General features: G+C 55.1%; 20 protein-coding genes. 4 read left to right on the top strand and 16 right to left on the bottom strand.

The window, feature by feature from the left end; all coding sequences use genetic code 11:
* Positions 1-27: 27 nt before the first annotated feature.
* From C7820_RS13465 to C7820_RS13500, 8 genes are all read right to left on the bottom strand, one after another.
* A complete protein-coding gene (locus C7820_RS13465; protein WP_116231303.1) occupies positions 28-552 on the bottom strand; it encodes a GNAT family N-acetyltransferase in 525 nt (174 codons plus the stop codon).
* A 225-nt stretch (positions 553-777) separates the two neighbouring features.
* Positions 778-1,695, bottom strand: coding sequence for an EamA family transporter (locus C7820_RS13470; RefSeq protein ID WP_116231773.1), 918 nt, complete (start codon positions 1,693-1,695; stop codon positions 778-780).
* Between the two features lie 333 nt (positions 1,696-2,028).
* Positions 2,029-2,979, bottom strand: coding sequence for a GNAT family N-acetyltransferase (locus tag C7820_RS13475; RefSeq protein ID WP_116231304.1), 951 nt, complete (start codon positions 2,977-2,979; stop codon positions 2,029-2,031).
* Positions 2,980-3,234: 255 nt separating this feature from the next.
* Complete coding sequence (locus tag C7820_RS13480) at positions 3,235-3,708, bottom strand: DinB family protein (RefSeq protein WP_181909018.1); 474 nt, start codon at positions 3,706-3,708, stop codon at positions 3,235-3,237.
* 105 nt (positions 3,709-3,813) lie between these two features.
* Positions 3,814-4,560, bottom strand: coding sequence for a GNAT family N-acetyltransferase (locus C7820_RS13485; RefSeq protein WP_181909019.1), 747 nt, complete (start codon positions 4,558-4,560; stop codon positions 3,814-3,816).
* 55 nt (positions 4,561-4,615) lie between these two features.
* A complete protein-coding gene (locus C7820_RS13490; protein WP_116231307.1) occupies positions 4,616-5,362 on the bottom strand; it encodes a nucleotidyltransferase family protein in 747 nt (248 codons plus the stop codon).
* A 47-nt stretch (positions 5,363-5,409) separates the two neighbouring features.
* Positions 5,410-6,222 carry an ABC transporter permease subunit gene (locus C7820_RS13495; RefSeq protein ID WP_116231308.1) on the bottom strand — a complete coding sequence of 271 codons (813 nt, stop codon included), beginning with the start codon at positions 6,220-6,222 and terminating at the stop codon, positions 5,410-5,412.
* Positions 6,219-7,106, bottom strand: coding sequence for an ABC transporter ATP-binding protein (locus C7820_RS13500; protein WP_116231309.1), 888 nt, complete (start codon positions 7,104-7,106; stop codon positions 6,219-6,221). Before C7820_RS13500 ends, C7820_RS13495 begins: the two co-directional genes overlap by 4 nt.
* Before the next feature lie 218 nt (positions 7,107-7,324).
* Between C7820_RS13500 and C7820_RS13505 the strand changes: the two genes are divergently transcribed.
* Together C7820_RS13505 and C7820_RS13510 are read left to right on the top strand one after the other, a co-directional pair.
* The gene (locus C7820_RS13505; protein ID WP_116231310.1) at positions 7,325-7,927 is read left to right on the top strand and encodes a TetR/AcrR family transcriptional regulator; all 603 of its coding nucleotides are present in this window, start codon (positions 7,325-7,327) and stop codon (positions 7,925-7,927) included.
* Between the two features lie 115 nt (positions 7,928-8,042).
* Positions 8,043-9,920, top strand: a complete 1,878-nt coding sequence (locus C7820_RS13510) for an LTA synthase family protein (protein ID WP_116231311.1) — start codon at positions 8,043-8,045, stop codon at positions 9,918-9,920.
* Between the two features lie 99 nt (positions 9,921-10,019).
* Here the strand turns inward: C7820_RS13510 and C7820_RS13515 are convergent, their stop codons facing one another.
* Complete coding sequence (locus C7820_RS13515) at positions 10,020-10,667, bottom strand: CBS domain-containing protein (RefSeq protein ID WP_105443707.1); 648 nt, start codon at positions 10,665-10,667, stop codon at positions 10,020-10,022.
* Between the two features lie 165 nt (positions 10,668-10,832).
* Here C7820_RS13515 and fsa point away from each other — a divergent pair, with 165 nt between their 5' ends.
* The gene (gene fsa / locus C7820_RS13520) at positions 10,833-11,507 is read left to right on the top strand and encodes a fructose-6-phosphate aldolase (protein ID WP_116231312.1); all 675 of its coding nucleotides are present in this window, start codon (positions 10,833-10,835) and stop codon (positions 11,505-11,507) included.
* A gap of 206 nt (positions 11,508-11,713) precedes the next feature.
* Here the strand turns inward: fsa and C7820_RS13525 are convergent, their stop codons facing one another.
* The 7 genes from C7820_RS13525 to yicI all read right to left on the bottom strand — a co-directional run bounded on the left by C7820_RS13525 (position 11,714) and on the right by yicI (position 21,848).
* Positions 11,714-12,496: a DeoR/GlpR family DNA-binding transcription regulator gene (locus C7820_RS13525; protein WP_116231313.1), complete on the bottom strand. Its 783-nt coding sequence runs from the start codon at positions 12,494-12,496 to the stop codon at positions 11,714-11,716.
* Positions 12,497-12,600: 104 nt separating this feature from the next.
* Positions 12,601-13,332, bottom strand: coding sequence for a LutC/YkgG family protein (locus C7820_RS13530; protein WP_116231314.1), 732 nt, complete (start codon positions 13,330-13,332; stop codon positions 12,601-12,603).
* Entirely contained in the window at positions 13,329-14,834 is a 1,506-nt protein-coding gene (locus tag C7820_RS13535) for a LutB/LldF family L-lactate oxidation iron-sulfur protein (protein ID WP_116231315.1), read from the bottom strand. Before C7820_RS13535 ends, C7820_RS13530 begins: the two co-directional genes overlap by 4 nt.
* Entirely contained in the window at positions 14,812-15,561 is a 750-nt protein-coding gene (locus C7820_RS13540) for a (Fe-S)-binding protein (RefSeq protein WP_116231316.1), read from the bottom strand. The genes C7820_RS13535 and C7820_RS13540 overlap by 23 nt, the downstream gene beginning before the upstream one ends.
* Before the next feature lie 183 nt (positions 15,562-15,744).
* Positions 15,745-17,814 carry a bifunctional aldolase/short-chain dehydrogenase gene (locus C7820_RS13545; protein ID WP_116231317.1) on the bottom strand — a complete coding sequence of 690 codons (2,070 nt, stop codon included), beginning with the start codon at positions 17,812-17,814 and terminating at the stop codon, positions 15,745-15,747.
* Between the two features lie 212 nt (positions 17,815-18,026).
* Positions 18,027-19,310 carry a bacillibactin exporter BcbE gene (gene bcbE / locus C7820_RS13550; RefSeq protein ID WP_116231318.1) on the bottom strand — a complete coding sequence of 428 codons (1,284 nt, stop codon included), beginning with the start codon at positions 19,308-19,310 and terminating at the stop codon, positions 18,027-18,029.
* A 204-nt stretch (positions 19,311-19,514) separates the two neighbouring features.
* The gene (yicI, locus tag C7820_RS13555; protein ID WP_116231319.1) at positions 19,515-21,848 is read right to left on the bottom strand and encodes an alpha-xylosidase; all 2,334 of its coding nucleotides are present in this window, start codon (positions 21,846-21,848) and stop codon (positions 19,515-19,517) included.
* A gap of 119 nt (positions 21,849-21,967) precedes the next feature.
* Between yicI and C7820_RS13560 the strand changes: the two genes are divergently transcribed.
* On the top strand, positions 21,968-22,882 hold the full coding sequence (locus C7820_RS13560; protein WP_116231320.1) for an AraC family transcriptional regulator: 915 nt from the start codon (positions 21,968-21,970) through the stop codon (positions 22,880-22,882).
* Positions 22,883-22,887: the final 5 nt, after the last annotated feature.

Genomic DNA, 22,887 nt, shown 5'->3' on the forward strand with positions numbered 1-22,887 from the left:
TGCCCGTTCACCTCTATTTCCTCTGTCTTACAGCTTCTTGAGCATATGAATGTCTTCCGGCTCCTGCTGATACAGCTCCTCATCCACTTCCTCGGTGAGGTTTCCGCCGTTGGCACGGTAGAAGCCGACCGCCGATTCCGTTTCCGTCGAGGATATGTATAAATAGCTTGCTCCGCGCTCCTTGGCCACGCGGCTCAGCTCGTTCATGATCCGGGTAGCCAGCCCTTGTCTCCGGTATGGCCGGCTGACATACATCAGATCCACCTGCAGCTGGTCTTGGTTGCGGCCTCTGAACCGGTGTCCGAGCACGCCAAAGCCGGCGAGCACTTCGCCGTCGAACGCCCCGTATGCCGTGCCTCCCTGCTCCAGCTCACACCGGAAGCGGTTGACCATTTCATCCGTGTGTTCCTCATCCCAGGTCGGACATTCATGTCCCATCGGAACGGTTTCAAGCTGCCCGCCGTTCATTTTGTAAATCCGGTCGATCTGTTCGGACCGGTCGATTTGGCGGATCTTGTCCGCCTCGTTCACATGCATTTGTCTGATAATCATAAGAAATGACCTCCATATTTTTAATGAAATCGAAGCTTTCTTTGATTACCCTAAACAGAAAATGCAGTCATTGCATGAATAATTGCAAATCAACCCCCTTCTTACTGATTCCATTATACAAAAAAAACAGCCTGCGGCTACGCGCCGAGGCTAAAATAAGAAGAGATGTCTACATGTTTACATTACCCTGTACCGTAATGCTTAATCTCGCAGCCCGTCAAAAAGCTAAAGATGTGCAGCGCTTTCCGGTCGTTCATATATCGGCGGGCTTTGCTTCCTTGAAAAGCGGATTTGCGGGATGGCGATGCCGATGAAAATAAGCACGATCCCGAGCCACTGCAGGCTGCTCACATGCTCGTGAACCAGCAGGACGGAAGCGACGACCGCTGCAGGCAATTCGGCAGCTCCCAGGATTGCCCCTGTGCCGGAGCCCACCTTCGGCATACCGATCGCGAAAAAGAGCACCGGGATCAAGATGCCTAGAATGCCAAGAATCAGACCGTATTTCCATAATCCGGCCACCAAAGCCCCATCCCACAAAAAAGCGGGAGAGAAGACGGACAATACGATGACGCCCGAGCCCGTGGTCATGAAGAAGCTTTTATTAAAGGCAGGAACCGTCGTACCGACGCGTCCGCTGACAAACATATATAGCGCAAACGTAAAAGCGGACAGCAGACCGTATACGACGCCTCTTGTGTCCAGCGGTCCGGTACTTTCGCCGATGACGCCTCCAGCGAGCAGGGTCCCCAGGATCAAAATCACGATCGAAATGATCTTGCTGCGGCTTGGAATGCGACGATCCGCGGCGGCTTCCATTAATACGCCGATCCATGTGAACTGGAACAGCAGCACAACGGCAATCGATGCGGGCAGCCGCTCTACGGCCTTGCCGTAAAAGACCGACGTGCCGCTCATGGTAATTCCGACCGCCAGCAATGCAAGCCACTGCTTTGGTGCAATCTTTTTCCGGGAAAAAATAAGCATCAGCACCAGCAGCAATGACCAACCGAAAATATATTGGCCCCCAAGCATTTGGCTGACGGTAAAACCTTCCTTCATGCCGACCTTCATAATGGAGGAAAGCACGCCGTAGCTGCATGCACCGATCAGTATCAGCAGCGAGTATTTGAGCTTGTTCAAATGGATAACCTCCTGATGCCAGTACCCGCGCAACAACCAAAAGCCCCCTGTCGGTTAGGACAGGGGGCGAACGAAACCGATGACACTACGAAGTCTTCGTTAAAATTTCGCCACTCCGAACGAATCGGAGTTTAAAAGCGGATGCTGCACGAACTTGATGTTGAAATGTTGAACTGAACCTTTCGAAAAGAAATTCTAAATCATTATGCTGTGAGCGTCAATGAGTTACGGTAGCAGGATAAAGCAGATGGCCCGATCAAGTTTTGGAAAATTTGCCGGACGCTTCTTCCCAGTTCCCCATGCTTTGCTTCCGGATGCGCTGGTTGCGGCTTCTCAGCCATACATGGTCATGGTCGATATAAACAGAGGACCAGGCATAAAACCAAGTTGAAAGCACAAGGACTCATGCGGATGTCCATGGATGGCACGAATCCGCAGCAGCGGCAGCCCCTGTTTTTTTAACATCGTCAGCGCTTTTTGCACCATCTGGGTCGCCAGCCCACGGCCTCTGTAAGCCTTCATGACGGTGAGTTCCTGAATCGTGGGACAGCCTGCCAGCATCCCAATGATACAGACCCCGATCAATGCGCGGGTCGATGTATCATACAACAGGCTTGAAGCCAGCGTTGTTTCCTCTGTCATATGCGCAGCATCGAGCCTGAGCTTGGACAGCACGCCAGGAAAAGAAGCGTCCTCCAGCTTACTGCCCTCTTCATGCCATGCATGCTTGAACAAAAACAAACCGATCTCCCGTTCAAGCACGAGCCGCCGTTCTCCGCCCTCATGTTGGATTTCTACGGATTGAAAAGCTGAGCCGCTGTTTACGTTGGAGTCATATTCGGCCGTTGGCCGCTGCATCCAGCGATGCCTATGGGGTGCCGGGAAAAAGCCTGCTCGCATATAGGCATCTTCCTGATCCGCAAAGACTTCATAGGCCCGGATCGTACGCGTTCCCCCTCCTGCTTCCGTCTCCCGGATCGACTTGACGACAGCAAGGATTAATCCTTTATCCACCTGATGGGGTGGAATCGTGAACAAATCCCGGATCGCACAGCCCGAAAGAGCAGCACCGCCGATCACCTTTCCGTTTTTTTTCAACCAATAAGGCATGAAACCCGCAGCAAGAAATGAATCGGTATGAAGCGGCGGCTTGATCCCTGCAGCCATCTGTTTATCATAAATGCGCAGGTACCACTCCCACTCTGCCGGCTCGGCTTCACTTATGCTTACGGATTCAGCCGCCCCCCCATGTGGGCTTGCTACCAGCCGGTCTTCTCTGTTCATGCCAGACCTCCTTGGGCTCAGACAGATAGATTTTCTATTAGTCTACGGTCCGGCCATCCGATTTCATGCCAGATCAGCCCCGGAGAAATTCCCCGGAGCTTAAACGTTACCTCATGCTTTATTTTTGACCTTCCCATTCATGATGCTGCTCATCACGTTCCTCCTCTTCCTATCCGATATAAGTTGCGTGCTTAAAAAAAGACCGCCCGAAGTAAGTTTTCACCTCGTTACGGTCCTCTTGTTAGAAGAGCTGTTCTATTTGTGCCCGTTTGCTATGTAATGGTGGATCTGATTCATATGATGGCGGTCATGCCAGTAAAAATCGGCAAGATACTCGTCAACGGACAGCTTGCCGCTTCCGGTACTGTATTCGGTGGCATACTCTTCTTCAGGTATCCGTTTCAGTTCTCCGATGATCTGCTCCCGCCAGTGCACCGTCTGATCGATCAGCTCCTGGCGTCCTTGGCTGCGCGCATACGCGGCCGCTTCCCGGTTGAATTCATCAAGCTCCACCTTCGGCATATCCATCGGTTCTTTGGCCGCCATCGGCCGGATCGCGTGCTCCAGGAAATGCTTGTCCCACAGCATGATGTGCCCGATGATTTCCTGCGGCGACCACTTGCCTTCGGCAATCGCTCCCGTCCACTGATCTTCCGGAATATCCGCCAGTGCCTTCACCTCATCGATCAGTTCGCACATCGGCGCAAGTTTCTCCGGCATGTCGTTCATCCTCATCTCTCCCAACCCAAGTCAATCTGTCATGGCGCTGGCCATGCCACTCTATGATACCTGGGAATGGCATTTGATACAAGAACAAACATTCGCCTTATTCCATTATTTAAGCACTCTGTACCAATAGGAGTAAATATGGCGATAACCAAGCTTGTCGTATAACCGGCATGCCGCCTCATTGGCCTGAACGACCTGAAGAAACGACGAATGCGCGCCCTGCTCCCGGCCCCATGCCAGCATGCGCTGGATCAGCTGAAATCCCATCCCCCGCTGCCGGAAATGAGGATGTGTCACGATATCGTACAGGCCCAGCCATCCCTGTTGAATGACGCCGAGTCCGGCGGCTACCGTCTCACGCCCTTGCTGTAACAGGAAAAATCCCTGCTGGAGCGGAGTCGAGGCCAGCGTGTGCGCCAGGACCGATTGTCCGTGGCCCGGTATTCCGTTCATGAGGGACATCTGCTCGAGCCAGCCGGTATCCAGCCGGTCCCGGAACACAACGTGAAGCCCGGGGTCAACCGCCGGCGCCGTTTCTCGCTGAAGATCCAGAATCCGCACGCTGGATAGATCCACCTGAACATACCCCCGCCCGGCGAGACGTTCATCCAGATCGGACGGCATAACATAAGGAGTCATCTTGAAAATGACCGGCTGACCGGCATCCCGGTAAAACCTTTCGGCGGCGGCGATGCTTCCTTCCACATCGCAGCCCGGGTCCAGGTAAATCGGACTGACAGAATTCGCCCGCTTCGTGTACCCGTCCGCATAGCGGACCAGCCAACCGTTCATCTGAGCGGAATACTTGGCCGGCCACGTGTTGATCGTGATTTCCTCCAAAAACTTATACATGTATATCGCTCCTTCAGCATCATACGGATAAATATACATTCAAACTCATAAATATTCAATTCCCAAACAAAGCTGCATAATTCTCCGTCACCTCGCGGTAAGCCTCCGGCGTCCCGATGTCATAACTCGTTCCCCGTGCCCGGTATGCGGCCATCTCCTTGCGCTGGCACAGCCACTCAGGGAAATATCCCGGAGCATCCGGCTGATTCCCTTCATTCAGATATTCGCCAATGAGAGGAAGTGTGTCTTTGCGGTAAATGTACACGGCGAGCACGCCGAGATTCGTCCGGGGATGCGCCGGCTTTTCCTCGAAAGACAGGACGGTGTCCCCCTCATCAAGCTGGACGACGCCGACCCGCTGCAAATCCTCCGTACGTTCCATCGGCTGGACGAGGATGCAGTCGCGCTGCCGTTTGTGATAAAAGTCGACATACCCCTGCAGTTCGAACGTAAACACGTTGTCCCCTGCCATGACCAGAAGGTCTTCTTCCATTCCCATTTCCTTCACGGCAAACTCCATGTCGCCGACCGCTCCGAGCCGGTTCCCTTCATATGTGGAACCATCGTCGAGTACGCGCACCGGTACACAGAATTCGCGCGACTCGGCCCATGACCGAAACGCGGAGGCAAACCTGTGGTTGCTGACCAGTACGATTTCCGAAATGCCGCTGACCCGCTCCACCTTGCGGACAATATGGTCGAGGATGGTGCCAGGCCCTAGGGGGAGCAGGGCTTTGGGCACATCCCGCGTCAGCGGGTACAGCCTCGTGGCGTAGCCAGCCGCCAATATGAGTGCTTTCATCGTGACCTCCTTGATCGGTGTACCTGCTCCCCCTAGTATAGCTTGATTTACAGCGGCAGGCTTCTTTTCCGGAAAATAATCATGCCGGCGGCGAAGGCGACCGCGCCCAGGCCGGCCAGAACCGCGATAGACACCGGCCAATCCGCCGTTTTGCCGACGATCTCACCGGGATCAAATAAGGAAAAGACCGAAATATGCCGCATCCAGCTGAGCTCCCCGCTGATTTTGCCGATCAGGTTCAGGCTGAAAAATCCGATGATGATCACGCCTGAGAGCGTCAGCGCCCGCTTCTCGTCATTGCAGCAGGCGGAAATCAGGTAAGAAATGCCTCCGATGCAGAAGAACAGCAGCAGGGCGCCTGCATTCAGCAGCACAAAGCCGGTGCCGTCGAAATCCCCCAGTTCCCCGATAAACCAGGCGTACCCGGCAAACCCGGCCAGTGTCGTGACCGCGCAAATCAGCACCAGCCCGGAGAGCAGCACGGCCGCCTGGGTCAGGGCTACCTTCGTGCGGGTGGTGGGCGCCGACAACAGGTACGCCATCGAGCCCTGGTCGACAAGCTTGGCGATCAGCTGCGTGGATACGAGAATGCAGAAGATGGACAGAATCAGCAGATACAACAGGCCGTAATACTCACCGGATATAAACGCGCCGACGCTGCCGAAGCCGTTTTCCAGGCCGAACGCCTTGCCCAAGCCCTCCGGCATCCCATCGATCAGCGAATTCAAGCTGCTGCTGTTTTTGGCGATTCCCGGATAAATCCAAAACATCAACAATATATAAAAGGCCGATCCGAAGGCATAATTCATGAACATTTTGAGGTTAATCGCAAGCATTTGTCTGTACAGCGGCATATTCATGGCGTTTGACCCTCCCGATCGTAATAATCCATAAAAATGTCCTCCAGGTTCTGCGTGAACACATCGATATTGCGGACGTGAAAGCGGGCGGTTTCGCGAATAAACCGGTCCACGTCGCCCTGAACGGCCACCCGCACGCGGTTTCCTTCCCGGGAATCGATCTTCAGGCCGCATTTCATGAAATCGTCCAGCTCCTGCTCCGTCTCGAACGTCACTTCGAACAGCTTGCGCTGCATCGACTGCAGCTCATGGATATCCTTGACCGCAATAATCACGCCGTCCTTGATGATCGCCGCCCTGTCGCAGGTCCGTTCGATTTCCGGAAAATTATGCGAGGACATCAGGAAGGTCGTCCCCCTTGCCTTCTCCTCCAGCACGAGCTCGATGAACACTTTTTGCATGAGCGGATCCAGCCCTGATGTCGGCTCATCCAGGATAATGACCTCCGGCCGATGCATGAAGGCGGCAACGATCCCGACCTTCTGCTTCATTCCCTTGGACATTTTCCGGATCGGCGTCCGGACGTCAAACTGCAGCCGGCGGATGAGCTCGTCGCGCCAAGCCGGATCGACGCCGCCCTGCATGCCTGCCATAAAATCCAGAAACGCCTTGCCGGTCATCCCCTCGATAAACGCGATTTCGCCGGGAAGGTAGCCGATATATTTTTGAAACCGCCCCTGTTCCTTCCACGTGTCGTAGCCGCATACCTTTACGGAGCCTTGATCCGGCTTCAAAAAGCCCATGATATGCCGGATCGTCGTCGATTTGCCGGCTCCATTCGGTCCCAGGAAACCGAACACCTCGCCGCGGCGGACCGAAAAGGTGACGTCACGGATGCCTCTCCCGTTCGAAAAAATTTTGGTTACATGTTCAACGCTCAGCATGCCAGCGCCTCCAATGCATATTTAAATTTATGAAATATTCTTGTTCCTATATTTCATAATTGGATCATACGCCTGCCGCTTTCCACCGTCAATACATTTTATGAAATATTTTTGTGTTATAATTTCATTAATTAGATCGAACGGCGAGAGCCGATGTTCTTCGTTCATTCGATCAAGCCGATGACCTATTTTAAAATAGTTAGGATGGTTCGTAAGAAATGAATGGATTTGAGAAGCGGGCAGTGCAGATTAAACAAAAGATCAAACAAACGGTATTGGAAATGCTGGGCGAATGGGAACCCCGGCAAATCCGCATCAAGGATATCGCAGCCAAGGCGGAAGTGTCGCAGGTCACCATATACAACTATTTTGGCAGCAAAGAAGCGCTGCTCCGCGAAGTGTTTAAGGAATTTGTCGACATGCTGATGGAGGAGTATGAAAGCGTGCTGACGGGCGATGCGCCGCTGAAGGAAAAAATCGAATACATTATTTTTCAAAAAAGCCGGTTAAAGCTGCCCTTCACCCCATCCGCGCTCAAGCAGCTGATCGAAGCCGACCCGGAAATCAACCGGTTTATCCAGCAGCAGTATGAGGAACGTGCCATCCCCTTGATCACCGATTTTGTGCAGAAGGGCAAGCAGCGCGGAGAAATTTCAGAGAAAGTGTCCGTCCAGATGGTGCTTCTATATGTGGGTATGATGACGGAGCAGTACGAAAAACTGCTGGATCTGGTCAATCAGAGTGAGGATCCCGAAGCGTTTACAGAGGATATGATTCATGTGTTCTTTTATGGCATTTGTGGTCCGCAATACCAAAAATGATTAACAGCGCGCCCTTTTTGTGTTAATTTAGTGTTCGCGGTATGTAAAATCAGGTTTAACATGACTATACTTGTAAATACCAACGAACACTGTAATGAAACAGAAAGGAGCAGGTATGATCGACTTCCGTTCCACTTATTCCAGACCGAAGACGCCCTTTATCGCCGTTTTCGTCGTCCTGCTGCTCAAGCTGCTGCTCCTCCGGTACTTTTTCTTCCATGATATTTTGTGGAGCCGGATCACCGCCGACGCCGCTGCACTGCTGGTGCTGCTGTGCATCATTGAGCTGATTACCCCCGCGAAAGCGAAAGCATGGGTCTATTGGATTTTTAACGCCATTTTCTCAATTCTCATGTTTGCGTCGGCGCTGTATTTTCAGCATTTCAATTCGGTGCCGACCTATACGGCGCTGTCCGAGCTGAAGCAGGTGCTGCAGATTAAGGAAAGCGTTCAGTCAACGATCGAAACGGAGAACTATTTATTTTTTGCTGACGTCGTGATCGTCGCGCTCTTGTGGCTGATCGGCCGCTGGGTACCGCTGCGGATTTCGCTGCGCACGCGGCTTCGTAAAATTTGGCCGGCAGCCCTCGGCGTCATCGGCGTGATCGTCTCGGCGCTGTACATTCATGCCGACCGCTCCATCACCAATGAGCTGATGCAGGCGGAGCATCTCGGCTTCCTGGATTACCAGGTTGCCGCCGGGATCCGCGCCAGCGAGGAGAACAGCATGATCGCCTCCGGCAATCTGGACGAAACTGTGCAAAAGGTCAGCCAGGCCGAGCAGTCATACCCGTACACCAGTAAGACTGCACAAGACAAACCGGCGATGTTTGGAGCTGCCAAGGGCAAAAACGTCATCGTCATTCAAATGGAGGCGTTCCAGAACTTCCCGATCCATTTGTCGACAGGCGGCCAAGAGCTGACCCCCGTGCTGAACCAACTGGCTGACGGCGGCCTGTACTTTCCGCATGTCTTCCAGCAGATCGGGCAAGGCAATACGTCGGACGCCGAATTTATGAGCAATACGTCGATTTACCCGACCGGCACCGTCGCGATGTCGAGCGGCTTCGGCGACCGGGAGCTCCCGAGCATGCCGCGTCTGCTCGAGCAGCTCGGTTACACGGCTGATACGTTTCACGTTAACGACGTGAAATTCTGGGACCGGGACCAGCTTTACCCGGCGCTGAACTTTACGAATTATTACGACAAAAAGTCGTACAAAAACGATCACTTCAACGATTTTGGCGCTTCGGACGAGGAGCTGTACCGGGTCGGTCTGGACAAGCTGTCCGAGCTGCATGAGCAGGGCAAGCCGTTTTACGCCCAGTTCGTCACGGCTTCCAGCCATTTTCCGTTCAAGGTGCCGGAGGACCGCAAAAAAATCAAGGTCCCCGATTCCATCCAGGGAACCCAGTTGGGGGACTACCTGACGGCTGTGAATTACACCGACTATGCGATCGGCACCCTGATCGACGGTCTGAAAGCAAAAGGCATGTGGGACGACACCGTGCTCGTCATTTACGGCGACCATTTCGGGCTACAGCCGCAGGACAACGATCCGGCGGTCATCAAGCAGGCGCTTGGTATCCCTTATGACCAGCGGATTACCCGCTTCAACATCCCGCTGATCATGCATATTCCTGGCAAACAGGGGAAGGTCGTCGACCAGGTCGGCGGTCAGCTCGACATCATGCCGACGCTGGCGAACCTGCTGGGCATTTCGCTCAAGGACAAGCACTTTACCGCATTTGGCCACGACCTGCTCAACATCGACAAGAACGTCGTCGGTATGCGGTATTATCTGCCGACAGGCTCCTTCTTCAACAATGACATTTTGTTTGTGCCGGGCAAAAGCTTTGAGGATGGCACCGCCATCTCTCTGAAAACGATGCAGCCTGTCGCCGACTTCTCGAAATACCGGAAGGATTACGACTATATTTTGAACCTGATGAAGCTGTCGGACGAATACGTAAGGCTGCTTCCAAGACGGTAACGGCCAATGGCAAAAGCCGGCTGCTTCCATTCCATATGGGATGGGAGCAGCCGGCTTTTTTAGTTGCTGTGACTTGTAGTTATATGTTCAAGAGACCCTTTAATTCGGGGCCGGCGAACCGCCTTTACCCGCGAGACCGATCAATACGCGCAAAATATCCGTTTTGGTGACCCGGCCGACCATCATGCTGTCTCCCTCGCCGGAAACGACGGGCAGGCAGTTCACCTGATGCTTCACCAGCTTGTCAGCCGCATCCAGTACCGTCTCCTCGGGCGTCAGGGCCGCCATGTGCGCCCGGCGGGTCATCGCCAGACCGACGGGAATCGTGCTCAAATCCGCATGCCCCATCGTCAGCTTCAGCACGTCCTTGCGGGAGACGACCCCTTTAAGCTCACCGGACTCTCCGGTCACCATCAGCGTGCCCGTATTCTCGCACAGCAGCTGCACTACGGCATCGTAGGCCGTCGCATGCTCGGAGATGGTCACGGGAGTGCTGTATATATCCTTCACGTATATTTGCTGCAATCTTTGTTCAAACTCACCTTGGGAGCTTGGCGTATCGCCGGGAAAATACCCCACCTTCGGCTTGGCGCTGATCAAGCCCAGCATCGTGAGCAGGGACAGGTCCGCGCGCAGGGTCGGGCGGCTGAGGCCGATCATCTCAGCGATCTGATCGCCTGTAACGGGAGCATGCTCCCGCACAAGTTCCACGATATCCAGCTGTCTCGGAGTTAGTTGAATGGGAATCCTCTCCTTTGAGAAAAATCACCTGAAGCTGCAATTTCATTGTTATATCACGGGCAGCATGGTTTAAATAATTATTGTGTCATAAATCAGTTATGATACACACTATTATAAATTTTATTTTAACCGATAGCTATATCTTTTCATAACGAAGGAGGAATTGGTGATATGAAGTTTTTCCTGGATACGGGCAACATCGACGAAATCAAACGGATCTCCCGCCTGGGACTGGTGGACGGGGTAACGACCAACCCTTCCCTGATCGCCAAAGAAGGCCGGGATTTCAAAGAGGTCATTCAGGAGATTTGCAGCATCGTCTCCGGCCCGGTCAGCGCCGAAGTCATCGGCACCAAAGCCGAAGACATGCTGAAGGAAGCTTACGAGATTGCCGAATGGGCGCCAAACGTCGTCATCAAGGTGCCGATGACCGAAGACGGCTTGTACGCATGTCATGAGCTGACCAAAAAGGGCATTAAAACGAATGTGACGCTGATCTTTTCCGCCGCGCAGGGCCTGATGGCCGCCAAGGCCGGGGCTACGTACGTCAGCCCGTTCGTCGGACGCCTGGACGATATCGGGGTCGAGGGCATGAAGCTGATTCGCGAGCTGAAGCAAATCCTCGAAAACTATCGAATGACGTCCGAAATCATCGCGGCCAGCATCCGCAACATCAAGCATGTGGAGGACGCGGCCATCGCCGGCGCCCACATCGCGACCATTCCGGGCTCGCTGCTGCCGTCCCTGTGGAAGCATCCGCTGACCGACAGCGGGATCGAGCGCTTCCTGATCGACTGGGAGAAAGTGCCGCAAGCAGCAAAAAGCCAGGCGAAGGCTGGCGAGTAACGCCGAACAGCACACCTATATAAACAGCCCCGCTGGGAGTTTCCCGGCAGGGCTGTTTTTAACGTAGGATTCTTATGCGATTTTCGCCGCCATTATTTCAGCTGCTTCTTTTTTCTTTATCAAAATCAAACCCTCCCACAATCGCTGGAAGCCAGCACTGCGGGAGGGTTCTTACTGCTGTATTGGTGATTGGCGGCGTGTACGGATTAACCTGCAGCGCTATCTGTCTGCCCCGCAATGATCAGCTCGATCGATTTCTCCCGGAGCAGCGAAGCGTCCTTCCCGTCAACATGGCCGTCGGTAATCAGCACGTCCACCTCGGTCCAATCGGCAAGATGGGTGAACGCCTGCACACCGATTTTGCTCGCGTCGGCCAGGATGTACACGGTCTTCGCCTGCCGGATCATCCGGTGCTTGACCATCGCCTGCAGCTCGTTGGATTCGCTGATTCCGCGGTCCAAGTGCACGCCCTTGCAGGAAATAAACGCCTTATCCACATAATAGGATTCCAGGCCGCGTTCGGCGAGCGGGCCGACGTAAGACAAGGAATGGGCTGCCAGCATGCCGCCCGTCGAAATGACCTCGATCTTCTCCTTGGAGGACAGCTCCAGGGCAACCTTGATGGAATTGGTAACCACGGTCAAAGGAATGTCCGGCAGGATCGAAGCCATATACCACGCCGTCGAGCTGGCATCCAGGGCGATGCGGTCCCGCGGCTCGATCCGCCGCACCGCCTCTTCGGCAATCCGCCTCTTCTCGTCCTGATGGATGACCTCCCGCTCGAAATACGGGGTCTCCGCCTGGGTCTCCTTGACGCTGACGGCGCCGCCATGGCTCCGCCGCAGCTTGCCCTGCTGCTCCAGCCGGTCCAGGTCGCGGCGGATCGTCTCCTCGGTCACGCCGCACAGCTCGCTCAGCTCCGACACCCGGATGCTGCCTCGCTCATTGACCAGCCGCACGATGGTATCATAACGTTCCGCAACTAACATAGCTTCCCTCTTTCGTTCTATCGTACACCCATTATATAGATTTGCCCGTTCCCGGACAACGTGTTATCCCCATGTCCCTTTCAGCGGGGACATTCCGAAGCAGATTATCCGACAATCAAAGCGTAGGCGATCCCCGGCCCGTGAACGCCGATGGTCAGGTCGTTTTCGATGTCCGAGGAGCGGCTCGGCCCCGAAATAAAATGCACCCCAGCCGGCAGCCCCTCCCCGGCGCTGCGGGACATGCGGCCCATGACCTCGCCGAGCCGCGTCTTCATGCGCTCCGCCGGAACGATGGCGATCAGCAGATTAGGCAGGAGGGACACCGACCGTCCCTTCTCCGCCGATGATGTGACCACGAGCGAGCCGGTATACGCCACGGCGTCATCAACAAGCGCGATCCCGGCATCCGTATAGGCTGCAGCGGCCAGGGAGGCGTCTGGATCCTGCCCGTTCCACACCCGGTGCGCAAGCTCCGGCAAATGCTGTTCCAGCCGGAGCCCGGCCAGCTCCGGAAGGTCCTGGCGGATCGTTGACTGTGCCCCGTGCTCCTGCAGGATGCGGGTCACGACACCGGACAGTTCATCCCAGCCGGCCACCCACTCGGTATGGCCGCCGGCGGCACGCCAGTTCCCCATAAAGCGCTCGATCCGCTCTTCATGCGTCAGCTCGTAGCGGTTCCAAAAATCCGGTGCGCCCCGATACGGATGCTCCGGCTTGCGGGATGCAGAAGCGCCCCCGCGACCGAGACGGCTGGCGATATGGCCGATGAACCGCTTCTGCTGCTCCCGGGATTCCCGCTCCATTTTCTCCAAAAATGACGGATCGGATGTGCTCATCGCTTCATCCCCCTTTCCTTCCGGCCGGCCACGATGCTCTCCATGCGGGACTTCATCGCTTCCGGCATCGGCGGGAGGCTGGCCCCGACCTCGGCGTCCAGCTGCGGCCAGCGTTCCCGGAACGATTTATTAGGCAGTGCAGGAATGTGCCTGTACGCCGTCCAGCCCTTGAGGGGGCCGAATTGGGAACGGATATATCCGTCCCGGACCAGCAGCTTCTGGCCCGTCTGTCCAAGCTTCACCGCCTGTTTAAAGCGGCCGGAGCTTTTCATCAGCATCTTGAAGCCTTTCATCGCCAGCTTTTCGCCGGCTGCGGTATAACCCCTTTCGACCTTCCGGTTGCGCAAATAGACAAGCATGTCGTGCAGCGGAATTTTGACCGGACAGGCTTCATAACAGGCGCCGCATAGACTGGAGGCGTTAGCAATGTCCTGCCACTCCTCGGTATTCTTGTTCAGCGCCGGCGTCAGCACCGCACCGATCGGCCCGCTGTACGTTCCGGGGTATGAATGTCCCCCGATATGGCGGTACACCGGGCAGGCGTTCAGGCATGCCCCGCACCGGATGCAGTTCAAGAGCTCCTGGAAATCCGGATCTCCGAGCTGCAGCGAGCGGCCGTTGTCGACGATGATGATATGCATCTCCTCCGGGCCGTCTCCATCCGCCGTCCGGCGCGGACCCGTGATGCCCGACATGTACACGGTCAGCTTCTGGCCGGTCGCCGAGCGCGGTAGGAGCGTCGCCATCACTTCGAGGTCATCCCAGGTCGGAATAAGCCGCTCCATCCCCATCAGCGTAATTTGCGTTTTCGGTACCGTGCTCACCATGCGGGCGTTACCCTCGTTTTCAAAAATGACGATCGATCCGCTCTCGGCAATGCCAAAGTTGGCTCCGGTTAGCCCGATGTCGGCTTCCAGAAACTTGTCGCGGAGCTTCCGCCGCGCAAATCCCGCCAAAATTTTCGTGTCCGGCGCCAGCGTTTCTCCCGCTTCCTTCGACAGCAGCTCGGCGATTTGATACCGGTTTTTGTGAATGGCCGGGATAATGATATGGGATGGCGGTTCATTCGCCAGCTGGATAATGTACTCGCCCAGGTCGCTTTCAATGGACTCAATGCCGATGCCCTCAAACGCTTCGTTGATATGCACTTCCTCGGATACCATCGATTTGGACTTGACGACCGATTTGGCCTGCTTGTGCTTGGCAATCTCCACCGCGATCCGGGCGGCGTCCTTCGCCTCGGGAGCAAAATGCACATGCACGCCCTGCTCCCTGGCATTATTCACAAACTCGTTCAAATAATAGTCGAGGTGGGCGATCGTATGGGCCCGGATCTGCCTTCCCCGCTCCCTCCATTCCTCCCAGTTGCCGTGTTCCGCCGTCGCCGCCTTCTTGCCGTTTTTCAGCTTTTCGGTCGTAAACTTGACGGCATTAACGAGAAATTCGTCCTTCAGGGCGGTCTCCGCCCGCTCCTTAACGCTAGACCCCTGCGGTTTGCTCACGGTGCTTCACTCCCTCATACAGCAGTTCCGCCAGATGCATGACCCGGACCGGCTTGCCCTGATAATGCAGATTGCCGCCGATGTTCAGCAGGCAGCCCATGTCCAGCCCGACCAGCACCTCGGCCTCCGTCTCCAGCACGTGCTGGGTTTTCTCTTCGACCATCGCGCCCGAGATGTCGCTCATCTTGATGGCGAACGTTCCGCCGAAGCCGCAGCAGTCTTCCGCATAAGGCAGCGGAATCAGCTCCATGCCCTGCACGCTGGCCATCAGCTGCATCGGTTCGTCTTTGATGCCGAGCAGCCGGGAGCCGTGGCAGGACGGATGATAGGTAACTCTATGGGGAAAAACGGCCCCCACATCCGTCACACCAAGCACCTGAACGAGAAATTGGGTGAACTCGTACGTCTTCTCCTTCAACGCCAGCGCTTTCTGCTGAAGCAGAGGCTCATGTTCAAACAGCTTGGGGTAATAATGATGGATCATACCGGTGCAGGAGCCCGAAGGGGCGATCACAAAATCGCTGTCGTCAAACGCTTCCAAAATCGTCCTCGCCGAGGCTCTGGCTTCATCCCAATAGCCGCTGTTAAAGGCCGGCTGGCCGCAGCAGGTCTGCACCTGCGGAAAATCGAGCCGGACGCCGTACCGCGCCAGCAGGCGGGCCATCGCTTCGCCGATGGGCGGAAACAGCGCGTCGCTGATGCAGGTAATGAATAGCGAAACCTTCACGGTGTAATACCTCCTTTGCGGTTAACCTTAAAAGTCTGGCAGAGCGCCGGCAGCGAGCCGGTGTCTGCCGTGTGTTATGGCAAGAGAGGGAGCGGCTCCCGCCAAACATGCCTGTTCAGCTGGTACCTGCTCCCTTCTATCAGACGTGCAATCTGCGCCAGTTTCCCCTGTAAGACCGACCGCCTACCGGGTAAACGCTGCCGGTACGCCGCCGTCGATCGTCAGCATGCAGCCGGTCGTCTTCTCCGACTTGGAGGAAGCGAAGTAGGCAATCCCTTCGGCCACGTCCTTCGGATAAATGTTGACCAGCAGCGTCGTTCTCTTGCGGTAATGCTCTTCCAGCTGATCCGGCTCGATGCCGTAGGCCGCGGCCCGCTCGTTCCGCCAGTTGGAGTTCCAGATGGCCGATCCCTGCAGGATCGCATCCGGTAAAATCGTGTTGACACGGATGCCGTATTCTCCGCCCTCAGCCGCGATGCAGCGGGCCAGGTGGGCTTCAAGCGCCTTGACGGAGCTGTAGGCCGTCACGTTCTTGCCGGCGTACACCGAATTTTTGGAGCCGACAAACACCATGCTGCCGCCGATCCCCTGCTCCTTCATCTGCTTGAACGCTTCTCTGGCTACCAGGAAGTAACCCGTGCCGAGCACGTTCATGTTCAGATTCCATTCCTTCAGGGAGGTTTCGTCAAACGGACTCGAAGTGGCAAGCCCGGCATTGTTGACGATGATGTCCACGCCGCCATAGGTCAAAGCCGTTTCGGCCAAAGCTTCCCTGACCATGTCCTCCTGGGTTACGTCCATCTTGACCGCCTTTGCCCGGCCCTCGCCGTATTTGGCATTGATCTCGGCGGCCACCTGTTCGGCGCCTTCCAGGTTCAGGTCGGCCAGGACGACATGAGCTCCCTCGGACACGAAGCGGCGCGCCGTTTCGCTTCCGATGCCGCCTGCGCCGCCGGTAATAAAGGCGATCTTGCGGGAGAATTCCGCTTCCGCCGGAGCCAGGGACAGCTTGTAAAGCTCAAGCGGCCAATATTCCACGTTGTAGGATTCGTTCTCGCTTAAGGATACGAATTGTCCCAGGGCCGTAGAACCTTTCATCACCGCGATCGCCCGATGGTACAGAGCTCCGCTGACCCCTGCCATATCCAGGCTCTTGCCGGTGTTGACCATGCCGATCCCCGGAATGAGGATGACGCGCGGAGCCGCTTCGGACATGACATCGCCCTCATTTTTGTTCCGTTCAAAATAGGCCTTGTACTCTTCCTTATAGGCTTCGACGCCATGACGCACCGCCGCTTTGAGGGAATCGGTATCACCGTTTGCCGGATCCCAGTCGATATACAGCGGAACCCGCTTCGTGTGCACCAAATGATCCGGACAGGCCGCTCCCACCTGGGAGAGCTCCTTCGCGTCCCGGCTGTTGACGAACTGCAGCACGTCTTCGGCATCGTCGTAGGTGACGATCATTTTTTTGCTGTCGCTGACCGCGCCGCGGATCACAGGCAGCACTTCGGCCAGAAGGGCTTTGCGCTTCTCAGGCGCCAGCGCCGCCGTCTTTTGCCCGCCAAACACCTTCTCTTCCTGTACTTTTGCGGCAATATACGCTTCCGCTTTTTGGATCATGGCGATCGTCTGGTTGTAAGATTCCTCGGACGTCTGGCCCCATGTCACCAGACCGTGCTTCTCCATCAGCACCAGCTGGGCATTCGGATTGTTCCGGACGCCCTCAGCGATCATTTTGGACAGCGTAAACCCGGGACGGATATACGGTACCCATACGAACGTATCGCCGTAAATTTCTTGGGCGATTTCTTTGCCGTTATCCGCGCAGCACAAGCTGATAATCGCATCCGGGTGGGTATGGTCGACGTGCGGATACGGAAGGAATGCATGCAGCAGCGTCTCGATCGACGCTCTCGGATGCTTGCTGTCGATCATGCAGTGGGACAGGTAAGCCACCATCTCCTCATCCGACATTTCATCACGTTCAATTAGCGGACGAATATCCTCAAGCCGCAGGCCGGTAAAATGCTGCGCTTTCATCGTCGCCAGGTCCGAACCGCTTCCTTTTACCCACATGACCTCCACATCACGGCCGCGAAAGTCCTGCTCCACCGTCTTCAGCGACGTGTTGCCGCCGCCCCAGTTGCAGACACTGCGGTCGCTGCCGATCAGGTTGGACCGGTACACCAGCTGGTCGACGCCGGCTTTCTGCCGGGAAGCTTCATCGGAATTCCATTGATTTTGTACCATGATAAGGACAACCTCCAATAAGTTCTTTTGTTTTTGTTTGTTTGTATTTGTATTGGTTTGATTATAGCAGACTATGCTTTGTTTTTATACCCCCTTTTCATCGAAAAACAAATAAAAACGCAGCAGATCCGAAAAATGCAAACATTTTCCGAACCTGCCGCGTTCATTCGGCCAGGCCTCATCCATATTCATTTGTTATTCCAAGATCACCGTCAGCGGGCACCAACCCGTCTGCTCAACCCGATTCCGCGCCGCCCCTTGCTTCGGGAGCTGCGGCCCGAATCCTCCGGCTTGCTGCTGTTTTCCTTCGGCTTCACGGCCAGCAGGGTCAGCAGAACGCCAATCGCCGCTACCACAGCCATCGTACCAAACAGAATCCAGTGGGTGCTCTTCATAAGCAGGGACACGACCGGAGGGCCGAGAGATACCCCGATATACCTCATGCTGCTGTATAGAGAAGTAATCGTTCCGCGCTGCTTTTCCTCAATCCCTTCGGTGATCAGTGCGTCCATGCAGGGGAGGGTAGTACCGATGCCTGCTCCGCAGACCGAAAAAAAGATCAGAAGAAACGTAATCTGGCTGCTGAAACCGGCAATAACCAGTCCGGCCGTCAGCAGCACCATGCCTGCAAAGCCGGTCCACTTCATACGCTTTTTGTTTTTGCCGATGACTTTCCCGGCGATAAACGAGCACAGACATAACACCGCGAGCGGAATTGCCAGCACGAGGCCTTTAACGATGCCGTGCATGCCGTACTTCGTTTCCAGCGTCTCCGATAAAAAAAACAGCACGCCGAACGTTATAAACATGCTGATTCCGCCAATGGCGAAAATGGCGTACAGCCAGCGCCCTTTTTCACGCAAAATATCCTTGGTGTCAGACAGAAATTCCTTGATTGACGTTTTGTTTTCGTTTTTCTTCTTAGGCGTTTTCACTAAAAAAGCGACCATGATCAGCGAGATGATGCACAGCACGGGGATCGCGAGAAAAGGCAAAAACCAAACGAGCAGAGCCAGCGCGGATCCGAGAATCGGACTGACCACTTTGCCGAACGTATTCGAAGTTTCGATGATCCCCAAGCTTTTGCTGACATCGTCTTCATCATCAAACATATCGCCTACAAGCGGAAGCACGATCGGGAAAGCGCCCGCTGCACCGATACCCTGCAGGAATCTGCCCGCAAGAATGACCCAGTAAGCGGTGGCTCCGTCCGTCCACCAGGCGGCTGCCCCCGATATCGCTCCTCCCGCCGCGGCAATAATCAAGCTGGGGATAATGACGGTTTTGCGTCCGAACCGGTCCGATAAATAACCCGCAATCGGAATCAGCACGATCGCCACAACGCCAAACACCGTGATCAGCATGCTGACCTGAAAGGCGCTGACGTGCAGCTTTTGCGATATCTCGGGCAAAATGGGAATTAACATGGAATTGCCAAGCGTCATAATAAGCGGTATCGAGGCAAGTGCCACCAGATCCCATTTTTTGTCTTCCATGACAAAACCACCTTTACGTTCGATGATAAATCATGTTTTATTGTGGTTCTTTTCAGTCACGGATATGCATGCGCTCCCAGTTCAGGCTTGGTAATTACATCCCCTCGATTCGGCTTAAAACACGACTAATGCTCTGATATCTAAAAAAACCGGACCGCAGCCATCTGCGGTCCGGTTCTATCCCTAAGCTGCCTCAGCAGCCCGTTACTTTAATGTGATTGTGACGGAAGAAGCGCCGGCCGCAGGTGTAATAACTGCACCGTGTTCGCCGCTTGCCGCCGTACCCTGATCTACGGACGCCACTTCGGACGCCACTTCGCTGATACCGCGGAGCACGAGCGTCCAAGGCTTGCCGGCCCCGGAGGCCTTCACTTCGATGACATTGCCGCTGCGGGATGCGGTTACGCTGAGCTCTTGTTCGGCCAGCGTGTTCACGATGTCGGCCTGCGCCGAAGCGCCGTCGCCGAGCTCGAACAGATGCAGCGAGACGCCGTCGGCATAGTCGTAGTCCGGTCTGCTGTCTTCTTTGCCCACCGCAAGGAGGGTGTTCGGCTTAATCATCATCGGCAGGGTCATGTACCCGTGGTTCTCGCTGTACCACCGGTTACCTTCCAGCACCTCGCCTGTCAGGTAGTTCGTCCACTTGCCTTCCGGCAGGTAATATTGGACGTCGCCTTCTTTATTGAAGATCGGCGCCACCAGAATCGAATCGCCCAGCATGTACTGCGTATCCAGCGTGAAGCAGGTCGGATCCTGCGGATACTCCAGCACCATGGCTCTCATCATCGGCAGGCCACGTACCGTGGATTCCACCGCCGAGTTGTAGAGGTAAGGCATAATGCTGCATTTCAGCTTCGTGAACTTGCGCACCACGTCGACCGCCTCTTCGTCAAACAGCCAAGGCACCCGGTACGATGTGCTGCCGTGCAGGCGGCTGTGGGACGAGAGCAGGCCGAACTGTACCCAGCGCTTGTAAATATCCGGCGGAGCCGTATTTTCGAAGCCGCTGATATCATGGCTCCAGAAGCCGAAGCCGGACAGGCCGAGCGACAGGCCGCCGCGGACCGTCTCCGCCATCGATTCGTACGTTGCGGAGCAGTCGCCGCCCCAGTGAACCGGGAACTGCTGGCCGCCGACCGTGGCCGAACGGGCGAACAAAGCAGCTTCCCCTTTGCCCAGCTTATCTTCCAGCACTTCAAATACCGCCTTGTTGTACAGGAAGGTATAGTAGTTGTGCATTTTAACCGGATCGGATCCGTCGAAATAAACGACGTTGGTCGGAATTCTTTCGCCGAAGTCGGTTTTGAAGCAGTCGACACCCTGGTCGATCAGCATTTCGAGCTTGCTCTTGTACCATTTCACCGCGTCGGGATTCGTGAAGTCCACCAGACCCATGCCGGCCTGCCACAAATCCCACTGCCATACAGAACCGTCCGGCGTTTTCACCAGGTAACCGTTCTCCATGCCTTCATCGAACAGGTGCGATTTTTCCGCGATGTACGGGTTGATCCAGGCGCAGATCTTCAGCCCCTTGTCTTTCAGCCGTCTCAGCATGCCTTCCGGATCCGGGAACATATCCTTGTCCCACTCAAAATCGCACCACTGGTATTCCTTCATCCAGAAGCAGTCGAAATGAAAGACGGAGAGCGGCAGATCGCGTTCGGCCATGCCGTCCACGAAGTGGTTGACGGTCGCTTCATCGTAATCCGTCGTAAAGGATGTCGTCAGCCATAATCCGAATGTCCAGGCCGGCGGAAGCGCAGGCTTGCCCGTCAGCTTCGTATAGTTGTCCAGCACGTCCTTCGGCGTGGAGCCGCCGATGATGAAGTATTCCAGATATTCGCCTTCGACGCTGAACTGCACTCTGGATACGTTTTCAGAAGCAATCTCATAAGATACCTTTTCCGGATGGTTGACGAACACGCCGTAGCCCTTGCTGGACAAATAAAACGGAATGTTTTTGTACGACTGCTCGCTGCTCGTGCCGCCGTCCTCGTTCCAGATTTCCACCACTTGGCCATTCTTCACAAACGGGGTGAAGCGTTCGCCGAGGCCGTAGATGTACTCACCGACGCCCAGGTCAAGCTGCTCGCGGTAGTACGCTTTTTTATCCGGATCCTGGATATAGGCAGGCGCTCTCCAGCCGCTGCCGGTAATCCGCTTGCCGGCATAGTTGAAATCGATGTTCCAGCCCTGCTTGCGGTTGACCTGCACGCTCAGCTGGCCGCTGGTCAGCACCGCGGTCTCTTCGTCCACCGAAATTTGCACATCGGTCTCGCTTGGGAACAATTCGAACGCAGGTCCTTTGTTTATTTTCCCTTTATGATGAAACAGCTTGACGCGGATCACATCCGGCATCGGGGAGCTGAAGTCGGCCTTGAGCAGCGTACCGTTCAGCGTGTCGCCCTTGGTCGCAATGATTTTTGTCGCCGCGAAAACCGTCATGGAGTCGCTTGTATGGGTAATATCGCGGATGTCCGCAGGGTTTTGTACGTTGTAGCCTTCCCGGATCAACCAGTAACCGTCCGTGAATTTCATGTTTCGTCCCTCCTAGAGTTTATACTATAATAATATTGATCTAATGAAGAGATTTCTTACGTTATTTTGACCAAATATATTAATATATTGATATTTGCTAGAAATGGAAGTGACATCATATGAATCGAGAAACACTCAGGGAAAATCGCGTGCACGGACATCCTCTGTATCCCGTCAGCATCTACCCCAGAGTCGAGCAGCTCAACGGGCAGAGCATTCTGGACTGCCACTGGCATGACGAGATGGAATTCATCGTGCTGCATCAAGGCAGCGCCGTCTTTCAGCTCGATATGACGTATGTGAAGGTCCGGGCAGGCGAAGCATTATTCGTCAACAGCGGGGAAATTCACTCCGGGATGCTGGCCTCGGAAGAACCGTGCATCTTTTCAGCGGTCGTGTTCAGCGCCGATCTGCTCAGCAGCCGGGACTTTGACATCATTCAGGAGAAATATATCGATCCCTTGATGAAAAAAAGCTTTATGCCGCGACAGCACATCACCGGAAACTCGGAATGGGAAAAGGATATTTTGGAAGCGCTGCACCGGATTATCCTCGAAAACGAAGCCAAAGTGCCGGCTTACGAGCTGTCGACGAAAGCACATCTGCTCCGGATCTTCGCCCTGCTGTCGGCCCAGGCTCCGCTGGGTGAAAACAGCAAAAGCCGCCCCACCGGAAGCCATGACAAGGTGGAGCGGCTGAAGACCGCGCTTCATTATATACATGATCATTACGCCGAGCCGCTTAAGCTCAAAGAGCTGGCTGGACAGATCAACATGAGCGAAGGGCATTTCTGCCGCTTTTTCAAACAGATGACCCAGAAGAGCCCGGTGGAATACGTCAACCACTACCGGGTGCTCAAGGCGTGTAAGCTGCTGGAGAACACCGACAAAAAAATCGTCGAGGTCGCCATGGATGTCGGGTTTGACAACCTCAGCTACTTCATTACCGTCTTCAAGCATCATAAAGGCTGTACCCCGTCCAAATACCGCAAGCCGTTCGAGGAACAGGCTTACGTGCTGACGGAACCGGTATGAACCCG

This window comes from Paenibacillus sp. VMFN-D1, assembly GCF_003386155.1.
GTDB lineage: Bacteria > Bacillota > Bacilli > Paenibacillales > Paenibacillaceae > Paenibacillus_AQ > Paenibacillus_AQ favisporus.